17 protein-coding genes are annotated in these 20,004 nt (G+C 67.0%); 14 read left to right on the top strand and 3 right to left on the bottom strand.

The window, feature by feature from the left end; translation table 11 throughout:
* Positions 1 to 114: 114 nt before the first annotated feature.
* The 3 genes from ACSQ27_RS24180 to ACSQ27_RS24170 are packed head-to-tail and all read right to left on the bottom strand — an operon-like array spanning position 115 to position 3,473.
* The gene (locus tag ACSQ27_RS24180; RefSeq protein ID WP_436158045.1) at positions 115 to 897 is read right to left on the bottom strand and encodes a citryl-CoA lyase; all 783 of its coding nucleotides are present in this window, start codon (positions 895 to 897) and stop codon (positions 115 to 117) included.
* A 24-nt stretch (positions 898 to 921) separates the two neighbouring features.
* Positions 922 to 2,448 (bottom strand): class I adenylate-forming enzyme family protein, encoded by a 1,527-nt coding sequence (locus ACSQ27_RS24175; RefSeq protein WP_436158044.1) that lies wholly within the window; start codon positions 2,446 to 2,448, stop codon positions 922 to 924.
* A gap of 26 nt (positions 2,449 to 2,474) precedes the next feature.
* Positions 2,475 to 3,473 (bottom strand): tripartite tricarboxylate transporter substrate binding protein, encoded by a 999-nt coding sequence (locus tag ACSQ27_RS24170; protein ID WP_436158043.1) that lies wholly within the window; start codon positions 3,471 to 3,473, stop codon positions 2,475 to 2,477.
* Between the two features lie 154 nt (positions 3,474 to 3,627).
* Between ACSQ27_RS24170 and ACSQ27_RS24165 the strand changes: the two genes are divergently transcribed.
* The 14 genes from ACSQ27_RS24165 to ACSQ27_RS24100 all read left to right on the top strand — a co-directional run.
* Positions 3,628 to 4,443, top strand: a complete 816-nt coding sequence (locus ACSQ27_RS24165) for an IclR family transcriptional regulator (RefSeq protein WP_436158042.1) — start codon at positions 3,628 to 3,630, stop codon at positions 4,441 to 4,443.
* Between the two features lie 895 nt (positions 4,444 to 5,338).
* On the top strand, positions 5,339 to 6,529 hold the full coding sequence (locus tag ACSQ27_RS24160; protein WP_436158041.1) for an EAL and HDOD domain-containing protein: 1,191 nt from the start codon (positions 5,339 to 5,341) through the stop codon (positions 6,527 to 6,529).
* Positions 6,530 to 7,124: 595 nt separating this feature from the next.
* Positions 7,125 to 8,027, top strand: coding sequence for a CheR family methyltransferase (locus ACSQ27_RS24155; RefSeq protein ID WP_436158040.1), 903 nt, complete (start codon positions 7,125 to 7,127; stop codon positions 8,025 to 8,027).
* On the top strand, positions 8,024 to 8,683 hold the full coding sequence (gene cheD / locus ACSQ27_RS24150) for a chemoreceptor glutamine deamidase CheD (RefSeq protein ID WP_436158039.1): 660 nt from the start codon (positions 8,024 to 8,026) through the stop codon (positions 8,681 to 8,683). Before ACSQ27_RS24155 ends, cheD begins: the two co-directional genes overlap by 4 nt.
* Positions 8,684 to 8,685: 2 nt before the next feature.
* Positions 8,686 to 9,762, top strand: coding sequence for a protein-glutamate methylesterase/protein-glutamine glutaminase (locus tag ACSQ27_RS24145; RefSeq protein ID WP_436158048.1), 1,077 nt, complete (start codon positions 8,686 to 8,688; stop codon positions 9,760 to 9,762).
* 98 nt (positions 9,763 to 9,860) lie between these two features.
* Positions 9,861 to 10,259 carry a chemotaxis response regulator CheY gene (gene cheY / locus ACSQ27_RS24140; RefSeq protein ID WP_436158038.1) on the top strand — a complete coding sequence of 133 codons (399 nt, stop codon included), beginning with the start codon at positions 9,861 to 9,863 and terminating at the stop codon, positions 10,257 to 10,259.
* A gap of 1 nt (position 10,260) precedes the next feature.
* On the top strand, positions 10,261 to 10,908 hold the full coding sequence (cheZ, locus tag ACSQ27_RS24135; RefSeq protein ID WP_436158037.1) for a protein phosphatase CheZ: 648 nt from the start codon (positions 10,261 to 10,263) through the stop codon (positions 10,906 to 10,908).
* A 321-nt stretch (positions 10,909 to 11,229) separates the two neighbouring features.
* Entirely contained in the window at positions 11,230 to 12,408 is a 1,179-nt protein-coding gene (flhB, locus tag ACSQ27_RS24130; RefSeq protein WP_436158036.1) for a flagellar biosynthesis protein FlhB, read from the top strand.
* A gap of 17 nt (positions 12,409 to 12,425) precedes the next feature.
* Positions 12,426 to 14,492: a flagellar biosynthesis protein FlhA gene (gene flhA / locus ACSQ27_RS24125; protein ID WP_436158047.1), complete on the top strand. Its 2,067-nt coding sequence runs from the start codon at positions 12,426 to 12,428 to the stop codon at positions 14,490 to 14,492.
* Entirely contained in the window at positions 14,489 to 16,879 is a 2,391-nt protein-coding gene (flhF, locus tag ACSQ27_RS24120) for a flagellar biosynthesis protein FlhF (RefSeq protein ID WP_436158035.1), read from the top strand. Before flhA ends, flhF begins: the two co-directional genes overlap by 4 nt.
* 10 nt (positions 16,880 to 16,889) lie before the next feature.
* Positions 16,890 to 17,597, top strand: coding sequence for a MinD/ParA family protein (locus tag ACSQ27_RS24115; RefSeq protein WP_436158034.1), 708 nt, complete (start codon positions 16,890 to 16,892; stop codon positions 17,595 to 17,597).
* A gap of 41 nt (positions 17,598 to 17,638) precedes the next feature.
* A complete protein-coding gene (locus ACSQ27_RS24110; RefSeq protein WP_436158046.1) occupies positions 17,639 to 18,457 on the top strand; it encodes an RNA polymerase sigma factor FliA in 819 nt (272 codons plus the stop codon).
* Between the two features lie 337 nt (positions 18,458 to 18,794).
* On the top strand, positions 18,795 to 19,292 hold the full coding sequence (locus ACSQ27_RS24105) for a chemotaxis protein CheW (protein WP_436158033.1): 498 nt from the start codon (positions 18,795 to 18,797) through the stop codon (positions 19,290 to 19,292).
* A gap of 33 nt (positions 19,293 to 19,325) precedes the next feature.
* Positions 19,326 to 20,004: MCP four helix bundle domain-containing protein (locus tag ACSQ27_RS24100; protein ID WP_436158032.1), on the top strand; the 679-nt coding region annotated here is incomplete at its 3' end.

The raw sequence follows: 20,004 nt of genomic DNA, 5'->3' as shown, positions 1-20,004 counted from the left end.
GAACATTCCCACATCTACCTGATGACTATCTTCCGCCTTCAGAGGTAACACCGAATGCGGTTGCTCAAATACCTGGACCAGTTTTGGCGCTGAACTTTAATTCCCTGCAGCGAATCAGCTAACCGCTCCCACAAACGGCACCGCCCCCTCCACCGTCTCCCAAATAAACCGCCCCGAGGGACTGTTCTGCTCCTCGACGATATGCGACACCAGCCCGGCCGCACGTGAAATCACCGCAAACCCACGCATCACAGCGGTAGGCACCCCCATCTCCCCCAGCAGCGCCGCGACGGCCCCGGTCGCATTGATCGTGATGGGCCGGCCCGCGACTGCATCGACAGCCGCCGACAGCCGCTCCAGCGCGCGTATCTTGTCGCCGGCCAGTTCGGGTTCGGCGCGGGCCAGCTCTAACAGCTTGTAGGCGCGTGGGTCTACCGGTTTGTGCAGGTGATGGCCGAAGCCGGGGATGGGGCTTTTGAGGGTTTTGTAATGTTGGGCGATGGCCAAGGCTTCGGCGTCGGGGTCGGCGGCCGAGGCAATGCGGTCCAGCAGGCCAGAGCAGTTTTCCATGGTGCCGACAAAGGAGCTGCCCACGGCCAGCAGGCCGGCGGCCACTGCGCCTTGCAGGTTTTCGGGGGCGCTCATATAGACAAGGCGGGTGGCAATCGCGCTGGGGGTGAGGCCGTGTTCCATCAACACGATGAGCACCGCGTCGGTGATGCGCAGGTCCACGCCGCGCGGCGCGCGGTTCAGGATTTGCATGAGCATGACTTCGGTAAAGGTCTTTTTGCCCATCAGGTCTTGGACCAGGTCGGCGTTGCGGTAGTGCAAGCTGGTCAGGGTGTGGGTGCACAGGCTGGTGACGGGTCTGGCTTGGGATTTTTTGGCGCTGGTCATGGGAAGGCTTTCATTCGTCATTCATCACGCCGTGGTGGTCGCCGCAGCGGCGGCCAGGGCTTGTTCGCGCACCGCGCTTTTGAGGACCTTGCCGACTGGGGAGCGCGGCAAGTTCTCGTGGAAGTGGATCAGCTTGGGTGTCTGCACCGGGCCCAGGCGTTCGCGCACAAAGGCGATCAGTTCGGCCGCCGTGGCCTGCCGGCCGGCGCGCAGCTGCACCGCTGCCTGCACGGCCTCGCCCCATTTGTCGTCGGGGATGCCGAAGACGGCGCATTCGTGCACGGCCGGGTGCTGGCCCAGCGCGTTCTCGACGTCGACGGGGTAGACGTTAAAGCCGCCGGTGATGACCAGGTCCTTGAGCCTGTCCTTGAGGTAGAGGTAGCCGCGTTCGTCGATCCGGCCGCGGTCGCCGGTGTGCAGCCAGCCGTCGACGATGGTTTCGGCGCTCAGGCCGGGCAGGCGCCAGTAGCCCGACATCAGCAGGTCGCCGCGCGCCACGACTTCGCCGACCTCGCCGGCGGGCAGCAGCTGGCCGCCCGGCGCCATGATGGCGACGTCGCTGAACCAGGTGGCGCGGCCCACGGCGGCCCAGTTGCGTTCGTCCTCAAAATCCTCGGGCCGCATCACGGTCAAAATTTGCGGTGCCTCGGTCTGGCCATAGGTGGTGCCCAGCACGGGGCCGAAGAAGTTTCGGACTTCGCGGATTTTTTCCGGGGGCATGGGGGCGCCGCCGTAGATCAGCCGGCGCAGGTTTGGAAAGTCGGCGCGTGATGCACCGGGCAATGCCATCAGCATGTAGACCAGCGTGGGCGGCATAAAGCTCACGGTGCCGCCTCTTTCTTTAAAAGCCGTGCGCACGGCCTCGGCGCCCGCGCCGGCCAGCAGCACATGGCAGCCGCCCTGGGCCAGTATGGGCAAGAGGTAAGTCGAGGTGCCGTGCGTGACGGGCGCGGCCATCACATAACGCTCATGCTCGTCAAAACCCCAGGCGTGGATCTGGTTGCTGATGTTGGCCATCCAGGCGCGGTAGGTCTGCATCACGCCCTTGGGCGCGCCGGTGGTGCCGCCGGTGAACTTGATGGCCTGGGTGGCTTCGGGCGGCAGGATGAAGCTGGGGCGCGGCGCGCCCGCGTGCCGCGCGCTGAGCGCGGCGATGTTGGGCACCCCGTCATTGCCGGCCACGCCGCATTGGATGTGCTGCCCGGGCGCGCCCTCGAGCAGCGGGGCGCCATCGGCATCCGTGACGAGGATGGAGGGCTCGGTCGCGTCGACGATGCGGCGGATTTCCGCGCGTGTGCTTTTGGGGTTGAGCGGCACCCACACCTTGCCGCAGGCCAGCACGGCCAGCAGTGCGGCGATGTGTTCGGTGCTGTTGCCGGCGCAGATGGCGACGCGGCTTTGCGGGGCCGGGTCTTTCTCGACCAGCGCGGCCGCGAAGGCCGAGACCCAGGCGGCCAGCGCGCCGTAGCGCAGCGTTCCTTCGGGCGCGTCGATGGCGATGCGCTCGGGCCAGCGCTCGGCGGCGCGCCAGAAAAAATCAATCGGGTTCATGCGGGGTGTTCTCTTTTGCTGCTTGCTTATTCAGCGCGTGCGCCGGACTGCTTGACCACTTCGCGCCAGCGCTTGGCTTCCGACAGCGTCCAGCTGCGCATCTGCGCGGGCGTGCCGGGCTCGGGCGTGGCCGCGAGGTTGAGCAGGCGCTGGCGCACCTCGGGCAGGGCCAGCACCTTGAGCAGCTCGGTGTTGACGCGCTGCACCACGGCCTGCGGCGTGCCGGCCGGCCCGGCGATGCCGAACCACGATTGCACGTCAAAGCCCGGGAAACCCGACTCGGCCACGGTGGGCACCTCGGGCAGCAGCGGCGAGCGCTGGGGGCTGGTGATGGCAATCGCCTGCAGCTTGCCGCCGCGCACATGGGGCAGGGCCGAGGGCGCGTTGTCGAACATGGACTGCACCTGGCCGCCCAGCAGGTCGGTCACGGCCGGCGCGCTGCCGCGGTAGGGCACGTGCAGCATGGGGACCTTGGCCGCCATCTTGAAGAGCTCGCCCGACAGGTGGATGGACGAGCCGCTGCCGGCCGACGCGAAGGTGATGCCGTTGGGCGAGGACTTCGCGAAGCTCACGTAGTCGGCCAGGGTTTTGATGGGCAGCTGCGGGTTCACCACCAGGATGTTGGGCACCTTGGCGATCAGGCCCATGGGCTCGAAGTCTTTGAGCGGGTCGTAGCCCAGCTTGTCGTAGAGCGAGGCGTTGATGGTGTTGGCGATGGTGTAGACGTACAGCGTGTAGCCGTCGGCCGGCGCGCGCGCGACGAGCTCGGCGCCCACATTGCTGTTGGCGCCCGCGCGGTTGTCGACGAGGATGGGCTGGCCCAGCTGCTTGCCGAGTTCGGCCGCGACAATGCGCGCGATGACGTCGGTGGCGCCGCCGGCCGCGTAGCCGACGACCAGCTTGATAGGTTTGGTCGGCCAGGCTGCCGCGGGCTGGGCCTGGGCGGGCAGGGCGGCCGTGAAGGCGAGGGTGGCGAAGAGGGCGGCGAGCGCCAGCCGGCGCGATGGGGTGCGATGCAAATTCATGGTGACTGTCTCCTGTTGTAGGTATGTGCTGCGTATGCGCTGCGTATGCGGTGCTTGTGCCGGGCCTGGGCCGGCAACAGGGAAATTCTTGACCAGGGCTTGCCGCGCGACAAACCCGAACGTCCGACCAGCGGACGTTCTATAGTCCCATGCCATGGCCTCCCGCTCTTCAAAATCCCCCGCATCCCCTGTCAGCGAAACAGCCGGACCGGCCAACGACGACGGCGGCAGCCGCACGCTGCGGCGCGGCCTGCAGTTGCTCGATGCCGTGCTGCAAAGCGGCCGCGAAGGTTTGCGCGTGGTCGACCTGTGCCGCGCCGCCGGCCTGGAGCGCGCCACGGTGTACCGCCTGCTGGCGACGCTGCTCGAGGCCGGCTATGTCGCGCCGCTCGGGCGCTTCCGGTATGTCGCCGGGCCGCGCCTGGCGCAGCTGCAGGCGCCGCCGCCTTCACCGTCGGATTTCGCGGCACGCCTGCAGCCGGTGCTGGCGCGCGTGAGCCAGGCCTGCGGCGACGCGGCTTTCGCCATCGTGCGCGAGGGCGCGGCCTCGCACTGCATCGCGCGCCAGGTCGGCACCCACCCGGTGCAGATGCTGGTGATCCAGGTCGGCACCCGCCAGCCCCTGGGCGTGGGGGCCGCCGGCCTGGCCCTGCTGGCCGCACTGCCCGAAGAAGACGCGGCCGGCGTCATCGCCGCCAATGCGCCGGTGCTGGGGCGGTATGGCGGCATGACGCCGGAGCGGATGGGGATTCTGGTGCGCGCCACGCGGGAACGGGGGTGGGCTGTGATTGGTAATCACGCGACTGAGGGGGTGTTGGCCGTGGGCATGGCCGTGCCTGGGAGGAATGGCAGCCCGGCTGCGGCGATCAGTGTGGCTTCGACGATGGAACGGATGCCTCGTGCGCGGCAGCAGCTGATTGTTCGTTCTATGCGGGAGGCGCTTGGGGCTTTGCTTCCCGAGGACTTGTAAGCCGCTCGTAGAACATTGCGATGCGGTGTCTACGCTAGGTCTTGTCCCGGCGGGTGCGCCCTCTGCTATGTGTTGCTGGCCGGGGTTGCCGGCAGCAAGTAACTTTCTTTTGCTTCGCCAAAAGAAAGTCACCAAAGAAAAGGCGACCCGCAGTCTGGGTCCCTACGCTTCGCTTCGGGCAACCTGCGGTGCTCGAGCCAAGCGGGGTCTGGCTAAACTCGCTTCGCTCAAACAACGCCAGCCCTGATCCGCTTGTCTCTGCGCTCCTCGGCCCAGCCAGGACGGGGAAATCGGGAACGGGAGCGGGGACAAAAAATACAAAGAATCAAACCAAGAAAAACAAGGACTCGCCACGGCGAGTCCTTGTTTCTTAGGTATTGGTATTCCTTCCCCACCCCTTGTGGATGCGCCGAGGAGCGGAGGTCCAGACGGATCAGGGATCGCGTTGTTTGAGCGAAGCGAGTTTAGCGAGACCCCGTCTGGACCGAGCACCGCAGGTTGCCCGCAGCGCAGCGGAGGGACGCAGCAACCAGGGTCGCCTTTTCTTTTGCTTACTTTTCTTTTGGCGAAGCAAAAGAAAAGTGAGTAGCCGCCGGGCTACCCCCGGCCAGCAGCCCTCAGCGGAGAGAACAGACCCCCAAAACTCAATTCCGAAAACAGAGTGGTGAATCCCTACCTGTTTCGGCCAATCGCTTTCAACCTTTCTCCTTACAGTTTTCCCCAAAGACCGTCTTGCCGACGACCGGCGGCCGCCCATGCCCGGCGCGACCGCCAGCCGGCCTTTCCTGCAGGCGCCGCCCAGCGGCAGCCGCGGGAAGGGCCGGTGGGCAAGGCAGGCCGGTGCCACCCAGAGCCCCACGAGACAACCCTAGCCACAACCGGATCGACCATCGCCATGCCAGAAAACAAATTTTTAGTCAGAGCGCCGCTGCTGGACCCCAAACAACAGGTGGCCGGCTACAGGCTGGCCTGGCAGAGCTCGGCCCCCACCGACGCGCGGGAAGACGTGCGCCAGCTGCTGGACTTTGTGGGCGAGCGCGCCCAGGCGGCCGAGCTCGGCCTGCTGTTTCTCGATGCCGACCATGGCGTGCCGCCGGGCGGGCTGTCGGTCGGCCAGGCGCCCGCAAACACGGTGCTGATGCTGGACTGCGCGGACCTGGCGGAAGACTGCCAGGCCGGCATGGCTTCGATGCGCGAACAGGGCCTGCGCCTGGCGCTGCGCGGCGCGGACCTGGCGTTTATGCAAACGCATGCCGAGACGCTGGTGCCGCTGGCCACGCACCTTGAGCTGCCGCTGGGCCACCCGGATTTTGCGGCGCTGAGCAACCTCGCGAAGCAGGCCGAGCCGCCGCTGGCCGTGGTGGTGCAGGATTTCCCGGGCTGGCGCGAGTTCGACATGTCGGCCGCGCACGGTGTGGGCGGCTTCTTCGAGAACCTGTGCACCACGCCGCGGCCCCAAAACAATGCGGGTGCCTTGAGCCCGCAGGCGATTTTTATCCTGCAGCTGATGCAGATGGTCCAGGAAAACGCCGACGTGCGGCATATCGAGGGCGTGCTCAAGCGCGATGCGGCGCTGTCGTACAAGCTCTTCCGTTATATCAACTCGCCGGGCTTCGGCATCGAGGTCGAGATCGAATCGCTGCGCCACGCGGTGACCATGCTGGGCTACACCCCGCTGTTCCGCTGGCTCTCGGTGCTGCTGGCCACGACCAACACGGCCGGCTATTCCCACGCGCTGCTGCAGGCCGCGATTGTGCGCGGGCGTTTTGCCGAGCTGCTCGGCAAGGACTTGCTGCCGCGCGCCGAAGCCGAACACCTGTTCTTTGTCGGCATGTTCTCGCTGCTGGACCAGCTGCTGGGCATACCGCTGGAAAAAGTGGTGGGCCAGATTTTGCTGCCCGAGCCGGTGGTGCAGGCGCTGGTCAGCCGCGAAGGGGTGTATGGGCCTTTCCTGCAGCTGGTGGAAGCGGGTGAACAACGGAATGGGCGGATTGTGGAGTTGGCTGAGGCCTTGTTTATGACGTCTACGCGCGTCAATCAAGCGCATCTGGCGGCGCTGGCCTGGGCACATACCGTCACTATTTAGGTTTCCATGCTCCTTCCCCCGCTGGGGGAAGGTTGGGATGGGGGCTTGCGGCGCTTGATACTTCGCCGAGGTGTTTTGAAGGCCGCTGGCCCCTACCCCCACCCTCCCCCAGCGGGGGAGGGAGTAAGAGCAGTGCGCTGCGACGGCATTGGTGGGTTTGCTCCTTCCCCCGCTGGGGGAAGGTTGGGATGGGGGCCTCACGGCGTTTGATACTTCGCCGAGGTGTTTTGAAGGCCGCTGGCCCCTACCCCAGCCCTCCCCCAGCGGGGGAGGGAGCAAGAGCAGTGCGCTGCGACGGCTTTGGTGGGTTTGCTCCTTCCCCCGCTGGGGGAAGGTTGGGATGGGGGCCTCACGGCGTTTGATATTTCGCTGGAGGTGTTTTGACGGCCGCTGGCCCCCACCCCCGCCCTCCCCCAGCGGGGGAGGGAGCAAGAGCGGCCCTTGCCTGAGCTCGCCACCCGGCCATACCCAGAGAAGCGGGTGTTTTCTCATGCTTTTCGGGCCATGGCAATTGATGCAGCCTTTGTACATTGACCATGTGTCATTTGCCTGCTGCCAAGGCGCGCGCGTCGTGCGTGCGATGACCTGAAAACCTATGAATACACCTCTGCATGGCGCAACGGCCTCGTCGGCCGGTCCGGATTTCCTCCTGACGGACCATGATTTCTCGAAAATCCGCACGCTGATCCACCAGCGGGCCGGCATTGCCCTGAGCACGCAGAAACGGCAGATGGTCTACAGCCGGCTGGCGCGGCGCCTGCGCGAGCTGCGCTTGACGGAGTTCGCAACCTACCTTCGTTTCCTCGAGGCCGACCCGAACGGTGACGAATGGCAGCAGTTCACCAATGCGCTGACCACCAATTTGACCGCCTTCTTCCGCGAGGCCCACCATTTCCCGGTGCTGGCCGAGCATGCCAAAAAATGCCCCAAGCCGCTGAGCGTCTGGTGCTCGGCCGCCTCGACCGGCGAGGAACCGTATTCGATTGCCATGACCTTGATCGAGGCGCTGGGCGATCGTGCCGCGGGCGCTGCCGCCAGCGTGGTGGCCACCGACATCGACACCCAGGTGCTGGCCAAGGCGCAGGCCGGGATCTTCACGATGGAGCAGGTCAGCAAGCTCTCGCCGGTGCGGCTCAAGCGCTTTTTCCTGAAGGGTGCGGGCGCACAGGCCGGCAAGGTGCGGATCCGGCCCGAGGTCGCGGCCATGGTGAAGTTCGAGCAGTTGAACCTGCTGGACGCCAAATGGGCGCTGCGCGAGCCTTTCGACGCGATCTTCTGCCGCAACGTGATGATTTACTTCGACAAGCCCACGCAGGGCCGCATCCTGCAGCGCTTCGCACCGCTGATGAAGCCGCACGGCCTGCTGTTCGCCGGGCATTCGGAAAACTTCTCGTTTGCCAGCGACATCCTGCGCCTCAAGGGCCAGACGGTGTACGAGCTGGTGGCGCCCGGCGATAAAGCCGGCAAAGCCGACAAGGCCAGGGAAGCCGCGCCATGAGCACGGCGCACCGGGAGACGGTGGCCACCCACCATTATTTCGACCGCGAGTTCGGCATCTCGGCGGTCAAGCTGCTGCCCGGGGAATATTTTGTGACCTCCAGCGACATGGTGCTGACCACCGTGCTGGGCTCCTGCGTCTCGGCCTGCGTGCGCGACACCACGGCCGGCATAGGCGGCATGAACCATTTCATGCTGCCCGAAGACGCCGACCCGTCCTCGCGCGGCGCGGCCGCCTCCATGCGCTACGGCGCCTACGCCATGGAGATGCTGCTCAACGAACTGTTCAAGGCCGGCGCCCGGCGCGAGCGGCTGGAGGCGAAGGTCTTCGGCGGCGGCGCGGTGCTGGCCAACATGACCTTGCTCAACATCGGCGAGCGCAATGCCGACTTCGTGCTGCGCTACCTGCAGATGGAGCAGGTGCGCGTGGCCGCCCAGGACCTGCGCGGCAACTATCCGCGCCGCATCAACTACTTCCCGGTGAGCGGCAAGGTCACCATGCGCAAGCTGCGCCAGCAGGACGACGTGGCGCTGGTGCGCGACGAGGAGCAGGCGCTGGCCGCCAACCTGAGCCGGCCGGCGCGCCGCGGCAGCGTCGAGATCTTCAACCCCGACCTGGCCCGCAATGTGGCCAACAAGAATGCGTGGGCCCTATGAGCGTGAACAAGATCAAGGTGCTGTGCGTCGACGACTCGGCGCTGATACGCAGCCTGATGACCGAGATCATCAACAGCCAGCCCGACATGGTGGTGGTGGCCACGGCCTCGGACCCGCTGGTCGCGCGCGACCTGGTCAAGCAGCACAACCCCGACGTGATGACGCTGGACGTGGAAATGCCGCGCATGGACGGGCTGGAGTTCCTCGAAAAACTCATGCGCCTGCGGCCCATGCCGGTGGTCATGGTGTCCTCGCTGACCGAACGCGGCTCGGAAGCCGCGCTGCGCGCACTCGAATTGGGTGCCATCGATTTTGTGACCAAGCCGCGCCTGGGCATACGCGACGGCCTGCTGTCTTACACCGACCTGATCGCCGGCAAGATCCGCATCGCGGCGGCGGCCAAGCTGCTGCCGGCGCGGCGCCCGGCGCCCACGGGCGGCGGGGCAGGCGCTGAGGCACCGATGCTGCACAGCCCGCTGCTGAGCACCGAAAAACTCATCATCATCGGCGCCTCCACCGGCGGCACCGAGGCGATACGCGAGGTGCTGCAACCGCTGCCGCCCGACAGCCCGGCCATCCTGATCGCCCAGCACATGCCGGCGGGCTTCACCAATTCCTTCGCGCAACGCCTCAACGGCCTGTGCCGCATCGTGGTGTCCGAGGCGGTGCACGGCGAACGTGTTCTGCCCGGCCATGCCTACATCGCGCCGGGCGGTTTTCATTTGTCGCTGACGCGCAGCGGCGCCAATTACGTGGCCCAGGTCAACCAGGAGCCGCCGGTGAACCGGCACCGGCCTTCGGTCGACGTGCTGTTTGATTCGGCCGCGCGCCATGCCGGCAAGAACGCCATCGGCGTGATCCTGACCGGCATGGGCCGCGACGGCGCCGAGGGCCTGATGCGCATGCGCCAGGCCGGCGCGCACACGCTGGCGCAGGACGAGGCCAGCTGTGTGGTCTTCGGCATGCCGCGGGAGGCCATCGCGCTGGGTGCGGTGAACGAGGTGGTGCCGCTGCTGGAGATGAGCCAGCGCGTGCTGGCCCACCTGCGCTCCTTCGGGGAGCGGGCGAACCGGGTGTAGTGATTTTTTTGGGGGCTTCCGGCCGGCGCTTTTTTTAGCGTGGCGTTGTCCGGATGACATGTGTTTGAGAGTTTGATTCGAGAAAACTGGAGTGAAGTGTGGTTGATAAAAACATCAAAATCCTGGTCGTGGATGACTTCCCGACCATGCGCCGGATTGTCCGCAATCTGCTCAAGGAACTGGAATTCGTCAACGTCGACGAAGCCGAGGACGGCGCCGCGGGCCTGGAGAAGGTCAAGGCCGGCAACTACGGCTTTGTGGTGTCCGACTGGAACATGCCCAATATGGACGGCCTGGCCATGTTGCAAGCCATACGCGCCGACCCGCAGTTCGTGAAGCTGCCGGTGCTCATGGTGACGGCCGAGGCCAAGAAAGAAAACATCATCGCGGCGGCCCAGGCCGGTGCCAACGGTTATGTGGTCAAGCCCTTCACCGCGGTCACGCTCGAAGAGAAGATCAACAAGATCTTCGAAAAGATCGAGAAGGAAGGGGCGTGACATGGGCCAGGAAGCAGCTTTCCCCACCTCCGTCTCCACCGGCGATTCGGCCGAACAGCTGGTCAACCGCATAGGCCATTTGACGCGCCAGATGCGCGAAGGCATGCGCGAGCTCGGGCTGGACAAAAGCATCGCCCGCGCCGCCGAGGCGATTCCCGATGCGCGCGACCGCCTGAGTTATGTGGCGCAGATGACGGAGCGCGCCGCTGAAAGGGCGCTCAACGCCATCGACGTGGCCCAGCCCATCCAGGAAAACCTCTCCAAACAAGCGACGGCGCTGGGCAAACGCTGGGACGTCTGGTTCGACAGCCCGCTGGAACTCGACGACGCGCGCGAACTCGTCAAGGACACACGCAGCTACCTGGCCGATGCGCCGCAGCAGGCCAGCGCCACCAATGCCCAGCTCATGGAAATCATGATGGCCCAGGACTTCCAGGACCTGACCGGCCAGGTCATCAAAAAGATGATGGACGTGATCAAGGACATGGAGACGCAGCTGCTGCAGCTGCTGATCGACAACGCGCCGCCGGAGAAGCGGCAGGATGCGGGGCATGGGCTGCTGAATGGTCCGCAGATCAAGATTGGCAATGCCGATGCGGTTGACGGGCAGGGGCAGGTCGACGATTTGTTGGCAAGCCTCGGTTTCTAGCCACTTCAAGCGCCGCTGGCCCCCATCCCAACCTTCCCCCAGCGGGGGAAGGAGTAAACCCGGTGCCGCTCTTGCTCCCTCCCCCGCTGGGGGAGGGCAGGGGTGGGGGCCAGCCGGCCTTCGAATATGCGCGACGAAACATCAAGCGCCGCGAGCCCCCATCCCAACCTTCCCCCAGCGGGGGAAGGAGTAAACATCAGGCCCTCCTTATTGCCCAAAGAACAGCCCGATACCCGGCCTGTTTCCCTGATCGATTTTCACCCCTCCCCCCAATAATTCCTGAGACGGGGCGCCCCTTGCGCCCGACGCTGCGGAGTATGGATGGCGGAAGAAAGTGATCTCGAAAAAACCGAACCGGCCTCACCCCGGCGCCTGGAAAAGGCGCGCGAAGAGGGCCAGGTCGCGCGGTCGCGGGAGCTTGTCACCTTTGTCATGCTGACCACGGGTGTGGGCGGCCTGTGGATGCTGGGCGAGATGATGGGCGGGCACTTCAACAGCGCCTTGCGCAACGGCCTGCAGTTCGAGCGCGCCTCGGCCTTCGACCCGGCGCACATGATGAACCAGGCCGGCGGTGCGCTGCTGCATGCCGCACAGGCGCTGCTGCCGGTGCTGCTGATGATGCTGGTGGCCGCGCTGGTGGCGCCCATGCTGCTGGGCGGCTGGCTGCTGTCGGCGCAGTCGCTGGCGCCGAATTTCTCCAAGCTCAACCCCATCGCCGGCATAGGCCGCATGTTTTCGGTCGAGTCGCTGGCCGAGCTGGCCAAGACCCTGCTCAAGTCCGTGCTGGTGGGCGGCGTCGCCTGGTGGGTGATCGCCGACGACCTGGGCGCCATCATGGGCCTGATGCGCGAACCCGCGCATGCCGCGCTGCCGCACACCCTGCACCTGGTGGCGGTGAGCTGCGCGCTGATCATCGCCTCATTGCTGCTGGTGGCCGGCATCGACGTGCCCTACCAGCTCTGGAGCCACGCGCGCAAGCTGCGCATGTCGCGCGAAGACCTGCGCCAGGAGAACAAGGAAAGCGAGGGCGACCCGCACGTCAAGGCGCAGATACGCCGGCAGCAGCAACAGATGGCCAAGCGCCGCATGATGGCCGAGGTGCCCAAGGCCGACATCATCGTCACCAACCCCACGCACTTCGCCGTCGCCCTGAAGTACGTCGACAAGGACATGCGCGCGCCGCGCGTGATCGCCAAGGGCACCGACCTGGTGGCCCTGCGCATACGCGCCATGGCCGAGGAGCACAAGATCCCGGTGCTGGAAGCACCGCCGCTGACGCGCGCGCTCTACCGCCACACCAAGCTCGGCGATGAAATCCCGGCGGCGCTGTATTCGGCGGTGGCCGAGGTGCTGGCCTGGGCCTACCAGCTGCAGCGCGCGGCCGAGGGCGGCGCCACGCCGCCGCGCGCACCGCGCGACCTGCCGGTGCCTGAGTCGCTGGATCCGCAAGCCGCGCCTGCTGCATCGGCCGCACCGGCCCTGCTGGGGAGCGCCGCATGACGCTGGTCGACGACCTGATGCGGCTGCCGCGCCAGATGATGGCCGGCGGCAAGGGCAAGGGCCTGGCCGGCCCGGTGCTGATCATCCTGATCCTCAGCATGATGGTGCTGCCGCTGCCGCCGTTTTTGCTGGACCTGCTGTTCACCTTCAACATCGCGCTGTCCATCATGGTGCTGCTGGTCAGCATGTACACCATGAAGGCGCTGGACTTCGCGGCTTTCCCGGCCGTGCTGCTGTTCACCACCTTGCTGCGCCTGTCGCTCAACGTCGCCTCCACGCGTGTGGTGCTGATGGAGGGCCACACCGGGCCGGACGCGGCGGGCAAGGTCATCGAGGCCTTCGGCCACTTCCTGGTCGGCGGCAACTTCGCGGTCGGCGTGATGGTCTTCATCATCCTGGTGGTGATCAACTTCATGGTCATCACCAAGGGCGCGGGCCGTATCGCCGAGGTGGGCGCGCGCTTCACGCTGGACGCGATGCCGGGCAAGCAGATGGCCATCGACGCCGACCTCAACGCCGGCCTGATCGGCGAGGACGTGGCGCGCAAGCGCCGCGCCGAAGTCGCGCAGGAGGCCGACTTCTACGGCTCCATGGACGGCGCCAGCAAGTTCGTGCGCGGCGACGCCGTGGCCGGCCTGCTGATCCTGGTGATCAACATCATCGGCGGGCTGATCGTCGGCATGGCCCAGCACGGCCTGGATTTTTCGCAGGCGGCCACGACCTACACCCTGCTGGCCATCGGCGACGGCCTGGTCGCGCAGATCCCGGCGCTGGTGATCTCCACAGCGGCCGGCGTCATCGTCTCGCGCGTCACCACCGACGAGGACGTGGGCGGCCAGCTCACGGGCCAGCTGTTCGCGAATCCGCAGGTGCTGTTCCTGACGGCGGGCGTGATCGGCCTGATGGGCCTGATCCCGGGCATGCCCAACCTGGCCTTTTTGATCATCGCGGGCGGCCTGGTCTGGCTGGGGCGGCGCATCATGCGTCGCGCCGCCGCGGGCGGGGCTACCGCGGCCGAAGCGCCGCCGCCGCCGGCCCCGGCCGAATCGCAGGAGGCCAGCTGGGACGACGTGGCGCTGGTCGACCCGCTGGGGCTGGAGGTCGGCTACCGGTTGATTTCGCTGGTCGACAAAAGCCAGAACGGCGAGCTGCTGGGCCGCATCAAAAGCATACGCAAGAAGTTCGCGCAGGACATCGGTTTCCTGGTGCCGGTGGTCCACATCCGCGACAACCTGGAGATCAAACCCAACGCCTACGTGCTCAAGCTCAAGGGCGTGCAGATCGGCCAGGGCGAAGCCTTCCCGGGCCAGTGGATGGCCATCAACCCGGGCCAGGTCAGCGCCAGCCTGCCGGGTACGCAGACGCGCGACCCGGCCTTCGGCCTGCCCGCCGTCTGGATAGACAGCGGCCTGCGCGAGCAGGCGCAGATCTACGGCTACACCGTGGTCGATGCCAGCACCGTGGTGGCCACGCATTTGAACCACCTGATCCACGCGCACGCCGCCGAGTTGCTGGGCCGGCAGGAAGTGCAACAGCTGCTGGACCGCATCGGCAAGGAGTCGCCCATGCTGGTGCAGGACCTGGTGCCCAAGACCCTGTCGCTCACGACGCTGCAGAAAGTGCTGCAGAACCTGCTCGATGAAAGCGTGCCGATACGCGACATGCGCACCATCCTCGACGTGCTGGCCGAGAACGCGCCGACGGTGAACGACACCACCGAGCTGACTTCGCTGATACGCCTGGCGCTGTCACGCGCCATCGTCCAGCATATTTTCCCGGGCGACGAGGAGCTGCAGGTCATAGGCCTGGACAGCTCGCTGGACCGTGTGCTGCTGCAGGCCCTGAGCAACAGCGCCGGCCTGGAGCCGGGCCTGGCCGACAAGCTGCTGCGCGAAGCCCAGCAGGCCATGGACCGGCAGGCCGGCCTGGGCCTGGCGCCTGTGCTGGTGGTGCAGCACCCGCTGCGTGTGCTGCTGGCGCGCTTCCTGCGCCGCAGCCTGCCGCAGCTCAAGGTGCTGTCGCACGCTGAGATACCCGATACCCGCACCATCAAAGTGACCGCCACGATTGGAGCCGCCCTGTGAACACCCCGAATTCCGCCGCCTCGACCTGCCAGGTCGTCGCGCCCTCCAGCCGCGAGGCGCTGCGCCTGGTGCGCGAACGCCTGGGCCCCGACGCCGTGGTGCTGTCGAACCGCGTGACGGCCGAGGGCGTGGAAGTCGTCGCGGCGCTGGAAGGCTTTGCCGCGGCGTCTGTTGCCGTGCCCGTGACAGCCCCCGTTGCAGCCGCCGCACCCAACCGGCCCGCCAGCCCTCCGCCAGCCGCCGAAAGCGAGGCCGTGCTGCGCGAGATCCATTCCATGCGCGGCATGATCGAGGAGCAGCTCGCCGGCATGGCCTGGAACGACAAGCAGAGGCGCGACCCGGTGCGCGGCCATTTGCTGCGCACCTTGCTGGGTGCGGGCTTCAGCGCGCGCCTGGCGAAAGACATCCTGCAGGACCTGCCCACGGGCCAGAGCCACGCGCTCGGCATGGACTATGCGAAGGCCGAGCTCGCGCGCCGCATGCCGCTGCTCGAAGACGAGGGCGCGCTGCTCGACGAGGGCGGCGTGTACGCCCTGATGGGGCCGACCGGCGTGGGCAAGACCACCACCACCGCCAAGCTTGCCGCGCGCTGCGTGATGCGTTTCGGCGCCGACAAGCTGGCCCTGGTCACCACCGACAGCTACCGCATAGGCGCTTACGAGCAGCTGCGCATCTACGGCCAGATCTTGGGCGTGGCGGTGTACGCGGTGAAGGACGCGGCCGACCTGGACCGGGTGCTGGCCGGCCTGCGCGACAAACACATGGTGCTGATAGACACCGTGGGCATGAGCCAGCGCGACCGCGCCGTCGCCGGGCAGATCGCGATGCTCTGCGGCGCGAACCGGCCGGTCAAGCGACTGCTGCTGCTCAATGCCTCCAGCCACGGCGACACCCTCAACGAAGTCGTGCAGGCCTACCGCCATGGCGAACGCCCTGGCGGCGAGTGGGACCTGGCGGGTTGCATCTTCACCAAGGTCGACGAGGCCACGCACCCCGGCGCGCTGATCGACATGGCGATACGCCACCAGCTGCCGGTGCACTACATCTCCAGCGGCCAGAAGGTCCCCGAGCACCTGGTGCCGGCCGACGGCAAGGCCCTGGTCGACAGCGTGTTTCAGGCCGGCAGCCGCAGCGCGCTGTTTGTGCCCGGCGAATCCGACCTTGAAGAAAAACCCGAGGACGGCGGCGATGCAGAGCGTGCGGCGGCGGAAGCGGCGAGGGCTGAAGCCGCCAGCGAGCGCCTGCGCGCGCAATGCCGGCAGCTGATCCAGGCCCTTACGCACAACGCGCAGGAGCTGGCCGCCAATGCGGCGGCGCTGTCGCAGGGCGGCATAGGTTTTGAGCAAACCCGCGCGCTGTGGCGGCAGCTTGCTGCCCCCGCGGGCGCGGACGGCGAAACAGCGGAGCAGGGCGAGCAGCGCGTGTCGCGCGCGCTGAGCTTCCAGGCGATTGACGACGCCGCGGCGCTGTGCGGCGACTATGTGCTGGCGGTGGGGGGTGAAGCGCGCCTGGCTTCTCAAGAGTGTGAAGCGCCGCAATCGCTCGCCAGCACGCTGCTGCTGTCCGACCGCACCGGCCAGGTGTTTGCGGCGCCGCTGCAAGGCCCCGCCGATGCGCAGCAGCCGGCCGGCTGGGCGCTGCAGCCCGCGCTCGACAAAACCGTGGTCCACCTGTTCGCGCGTGTGCCAGACGCCCGGCTGATCCGGCAGTGGAAGGACGAAGGGCGCGCCTGGGCGGCGGCCGGCAGTTCGGCGCTGCGCATCGTCGATGCGGACACTGGCGCGCGCGGCACTCTGGCCAGGCTGGCCGCGGGCCTGGTCTTCGGCACGGCCTTGCCGGTGGTCTACCGCAAGAAGGCGGCCTTCATGTCGGTGGCGGAGGCGCGCATCAGCCTGCGGCCCGAGCTGGACGAGATGGCGCCGGGCACGCAACCGCCCCTGCCGGTGCTGCGCTGTGTGGTCAGGCGCATGGTCGATGCCGTGACCGGCAAGCTGCTGGCGCACAGCTATGTGCTGGCCGGCGAGGGCGTGCGCGCCCCGGCGCGGCGCATGGCGCAGTGGCCCAGCTGGCGCAGCGCCGCCGAACCCTATTTCAAACTGCTGGGCCAAGGCATCGGCCAGATGGACGCAGCCGCCGTGCCGGCGCGCCGGCTGATCGCCGGCCAGGCCTGCGCCACGGTGTTCCTGCTGCAAGGCCTGCAGGACGGCTGGGCCGAGACGGCGCGGCGCGCGCTGGCGCAGCTGGCCGGTCGCGCCGTGCGGCCGGGCCGGCCGGTGCCGGCCGCCGTGCTGTTCGAAGGACTGGGCAAGCTGCTGGTCTTGCTCGATGCGCTGGAGACTGAAGGCGTCGCGCCTTCGCCGGCGCCCCTGCCCGCGGCGCGAGGCTAAGGACCACGTCGTGAAAAAACCGGTGACCGACCAGGCCGACGGGCTCAGGCGCCTGATGGCGAACAGCCCGGGGCGGCTGCTGGCTTTTGTCGGCGGCGCACCCGGTGTGGGCGTGAGCAGCGTCACGATGAACTTGGCGGCGGCGCTGGCCCGGCTGGGCCAGGACGTGCAGGTGATCGACGAGTGCGGCGGTGTGCCCGCCGCTTATGCGCGCCTGCAGGGCCGGCTGGTGCTGGTCGATGCGCGGCTGGACGGCGAGGGCCTGCTCTCGCCGCTGGCCGCCCAGGCCGACGAGCTGGTGGTGGTGCTGCGGCCGCAGGTCGAGGCCATCACGGCCGCCTATGCCTGCATCAAGCGGCTGCAGCAGGCGCATGCCTTGCAGCGCATGCGCGTGCTGGTCAACCACGCGGTGGGCGCAAACGATGCCAATCGCATCCTGGCCAACCTGGCCAGTGTCGCCAAGAGCTACCTCGCGCTGGCGCTGGAGCCGGCCGGCTGCATACGCGAGGACGTGCAACTGGCGCAGGCGCGCTGGCTCAACATGAGTGTGGTCGAGGCCTTCCCAGGTAGCCCGGCCGCGCTGGACGTGGACCGGCTGGCAGGGGATCTGCTGCGCTGGCCCGCGCCGCCGGAAAACCGCACAGGGCCTGTGCTGCCCGTCGCGGCCGGCGTGACCGGCGAAGTGCCCGCCCGCCGGATGTCCCCGGCCGCGGCCTGATCCCCCGACCCTTCAAGAAGCAGGAGGAATCCTCGATGTCTATGTACACCCCCCAGGGAAAGCTGGCCCAGTCCGCCCCGTCGGAGCTGCTGGCCCAGCACGCGCCGCTGGTGCGCAGGCTGGCGCTGCAGCTGATCGCCAGGCTGCCGGCCAGCGTGGAGCTGGACGACCTGATCCAGGTCGGCATGATGGGCCTGCTGGACGCGGCCGAAAAATACCAGGACGACCAGGGCGCGAAGTTCGAGACCTACGCAAGCCAGCGCATACGCGGCGCCATGCTCGACGAGCTGCGCGCCAACGACTGGGTGTCGCGCGGCCTGCGCAAGTCTTCGCGCAATGTCTCCATGGCGGTGCGCGCGCAGGAGCAGAAGCTGGGCCGCGCGCCCAATGAGCGCGAGATCGCCCAGGAACTGGAGCTGCCGCTGGAGGCCTACCAGCAGCTGCTCAATGAGATCCACGGCTGCCAGCTCGTCTATTACGAGGACTTCGACCGCGGCGACGGCGAGAAGCGCGAAAACAACTTCCTGGACCGCCAGGACCACGGCGACCGCGTGCTGGCCGAGGAACCGCTGACGCAGCTGCTGCAGGGCGACTTCCGGCGCCAGCTGGTGGCGGCCATAGGCGAGCTGCCTGAGCGCGAGCAGCTGCTGCTGAGCCTGTATTACGACGAAGAGCTGACCTTGCGTGAGATCGGCGCGGTGCTGGATGTGACGCAGTCGCGGGTTTGTCAGCTGCACAGCCAGGCCATTAGCAGGTTGCGCGCCAGCCTGGCCGCGCTGCTGGGCTTGGAGCCGGCGGCGCGCAAGCCTGCTGCGGTGCCTGCGGTCGCCCGCCCTCGGGTTGCTAGGGCTATGTCGTGACGCGTCTGCCCTCTGCATAGGGCGGTTGGCCGGGGTTGCCGGCAGCAACTCACTTTCTTTTGCTTCGCCAAAAGAAAGTGAGTTGCTGCCGGGCAATCCCCGGCCAGCAGAACTCAGAAGAGAGCACAGAGGAAGCACCCCCACCGGAGCAAGACCGGCTTATCCACCCGGCTTCCCGGAAGATAAGCCCATAAACCCCCGCTTATCCCCCTATTCCAAACCCCATGACCCGATACCCTTTACCCGAAGCCCAAGTCGGAAAAAACAGAACTTAAGTTTTCACCGCCATCAGTCGATAGACATACACAGCCATCCCCATCGAGCCCAAGGAGCGCGCATGCACGCAACAAACAACCCCACCCCCACGCCGGCCGCCGCCAAGGCACTGGAATTCCTGGCCTTCACGCTGGGCCAGGAAGAGTACGGCGTGGACATCCAGAAAGTGCAGGAGCTGCGCGGCTACGACACCGTCACGCGCATCGCCAATGCGCCCGAACACATCAAGGGCGTGGTCAACCTGCGCGGCATCATCGTGCCCATCGTGGACATGCGCATCAAGTTCAACCTGGGCACGCCGAGTTATGACCAGTTCACGGTGGTGATCATCCTGAACATCGCCAGCCGTGTCATGGGCATGGTGGTGGACAGCGTCTCGGACGTGATCACGCTGAGCCCTGAACAGGTGCGGCCTGCCCCCGAGATGGGTGCGCTGCTGGACACCGAATACCTCATCGGCCTGGGCACGCTGGATGAACGCATGCTCATCCTCGTCGACATCGACAAGCTCATGTCCAGCAGCGACATGGCTTTGATCAACGCTGCCGCCACGGCCTGAGCGCCGCCCCCTTTCAGTTCTGGAGTTTTTTTCATGTTTTTAGGCAATATTTCGATCGGCAAGCGCCTGGCCGTCGTGGTCGGCATCATCCTCGCCCTGTTTGTGGCGAGCAGCGTGCTCGCCGTCCTCAAGCTCAGCCAGCTGGGCGGCGAGATCAAGGCCATGGTCGAGCAGAACGTCAAGACCGAGCGGGCAGGCGCCGACTGGCTGCGCCACACCACCTCGGGCGTGCAGCGCGCTTCGGCCATCGCCAAGAGCAGCGACCAGGGCCTGATCGCCTTCTTCGCGCCGGCCACGGCGGCCTCGATCAAGGACACCAACGAGCTGCAGAAATTCATCGAGCAGCAGATGGACACGCCCGAGAAGAAACAGCTCTTCGACAAGGTGGGCGAACTGCGCAAGACCTACCTGGCCGCGCGCGAGGAGGTCAGCAAGGCCAAGCAGGCCGGCGACCTCGAAGGCGCGAACCGGATTTTCACCGAACGTTTTGAGCCCACCTCGCGCGACTACCTGGCCGGCGTGCAGAAGATGGTCGACACCGAACGCAAGGCGCTGGACGAAGCCGCGCAGCGCAGCGAGGAATTGCGCGCCAGGACCAGCCTGGTGCTGGTGGTCTGCAGTGCGCTGTCGCTGGGCCTGGGCGTGCTGCTGGCCTGGCTGCTGGTGCGCAGCATCACCCAGCCGCTGTCGCAGGCCGTGCAGGTGGCGCGCG

Source organism: Polaromonas sp. LjRoot131 (genome assembly GCF_964252805.1).
Lineage (GTDB): Bacteria > Pseudomonadota > Gammaproteobacteria > Burkholderiales > Burkholderiaceae_C > Polaromonas.
Note: the sequence above shows the minus strand (reverse complement) of the source record. Positions and strands in the feature narration are given on the sequence as shown.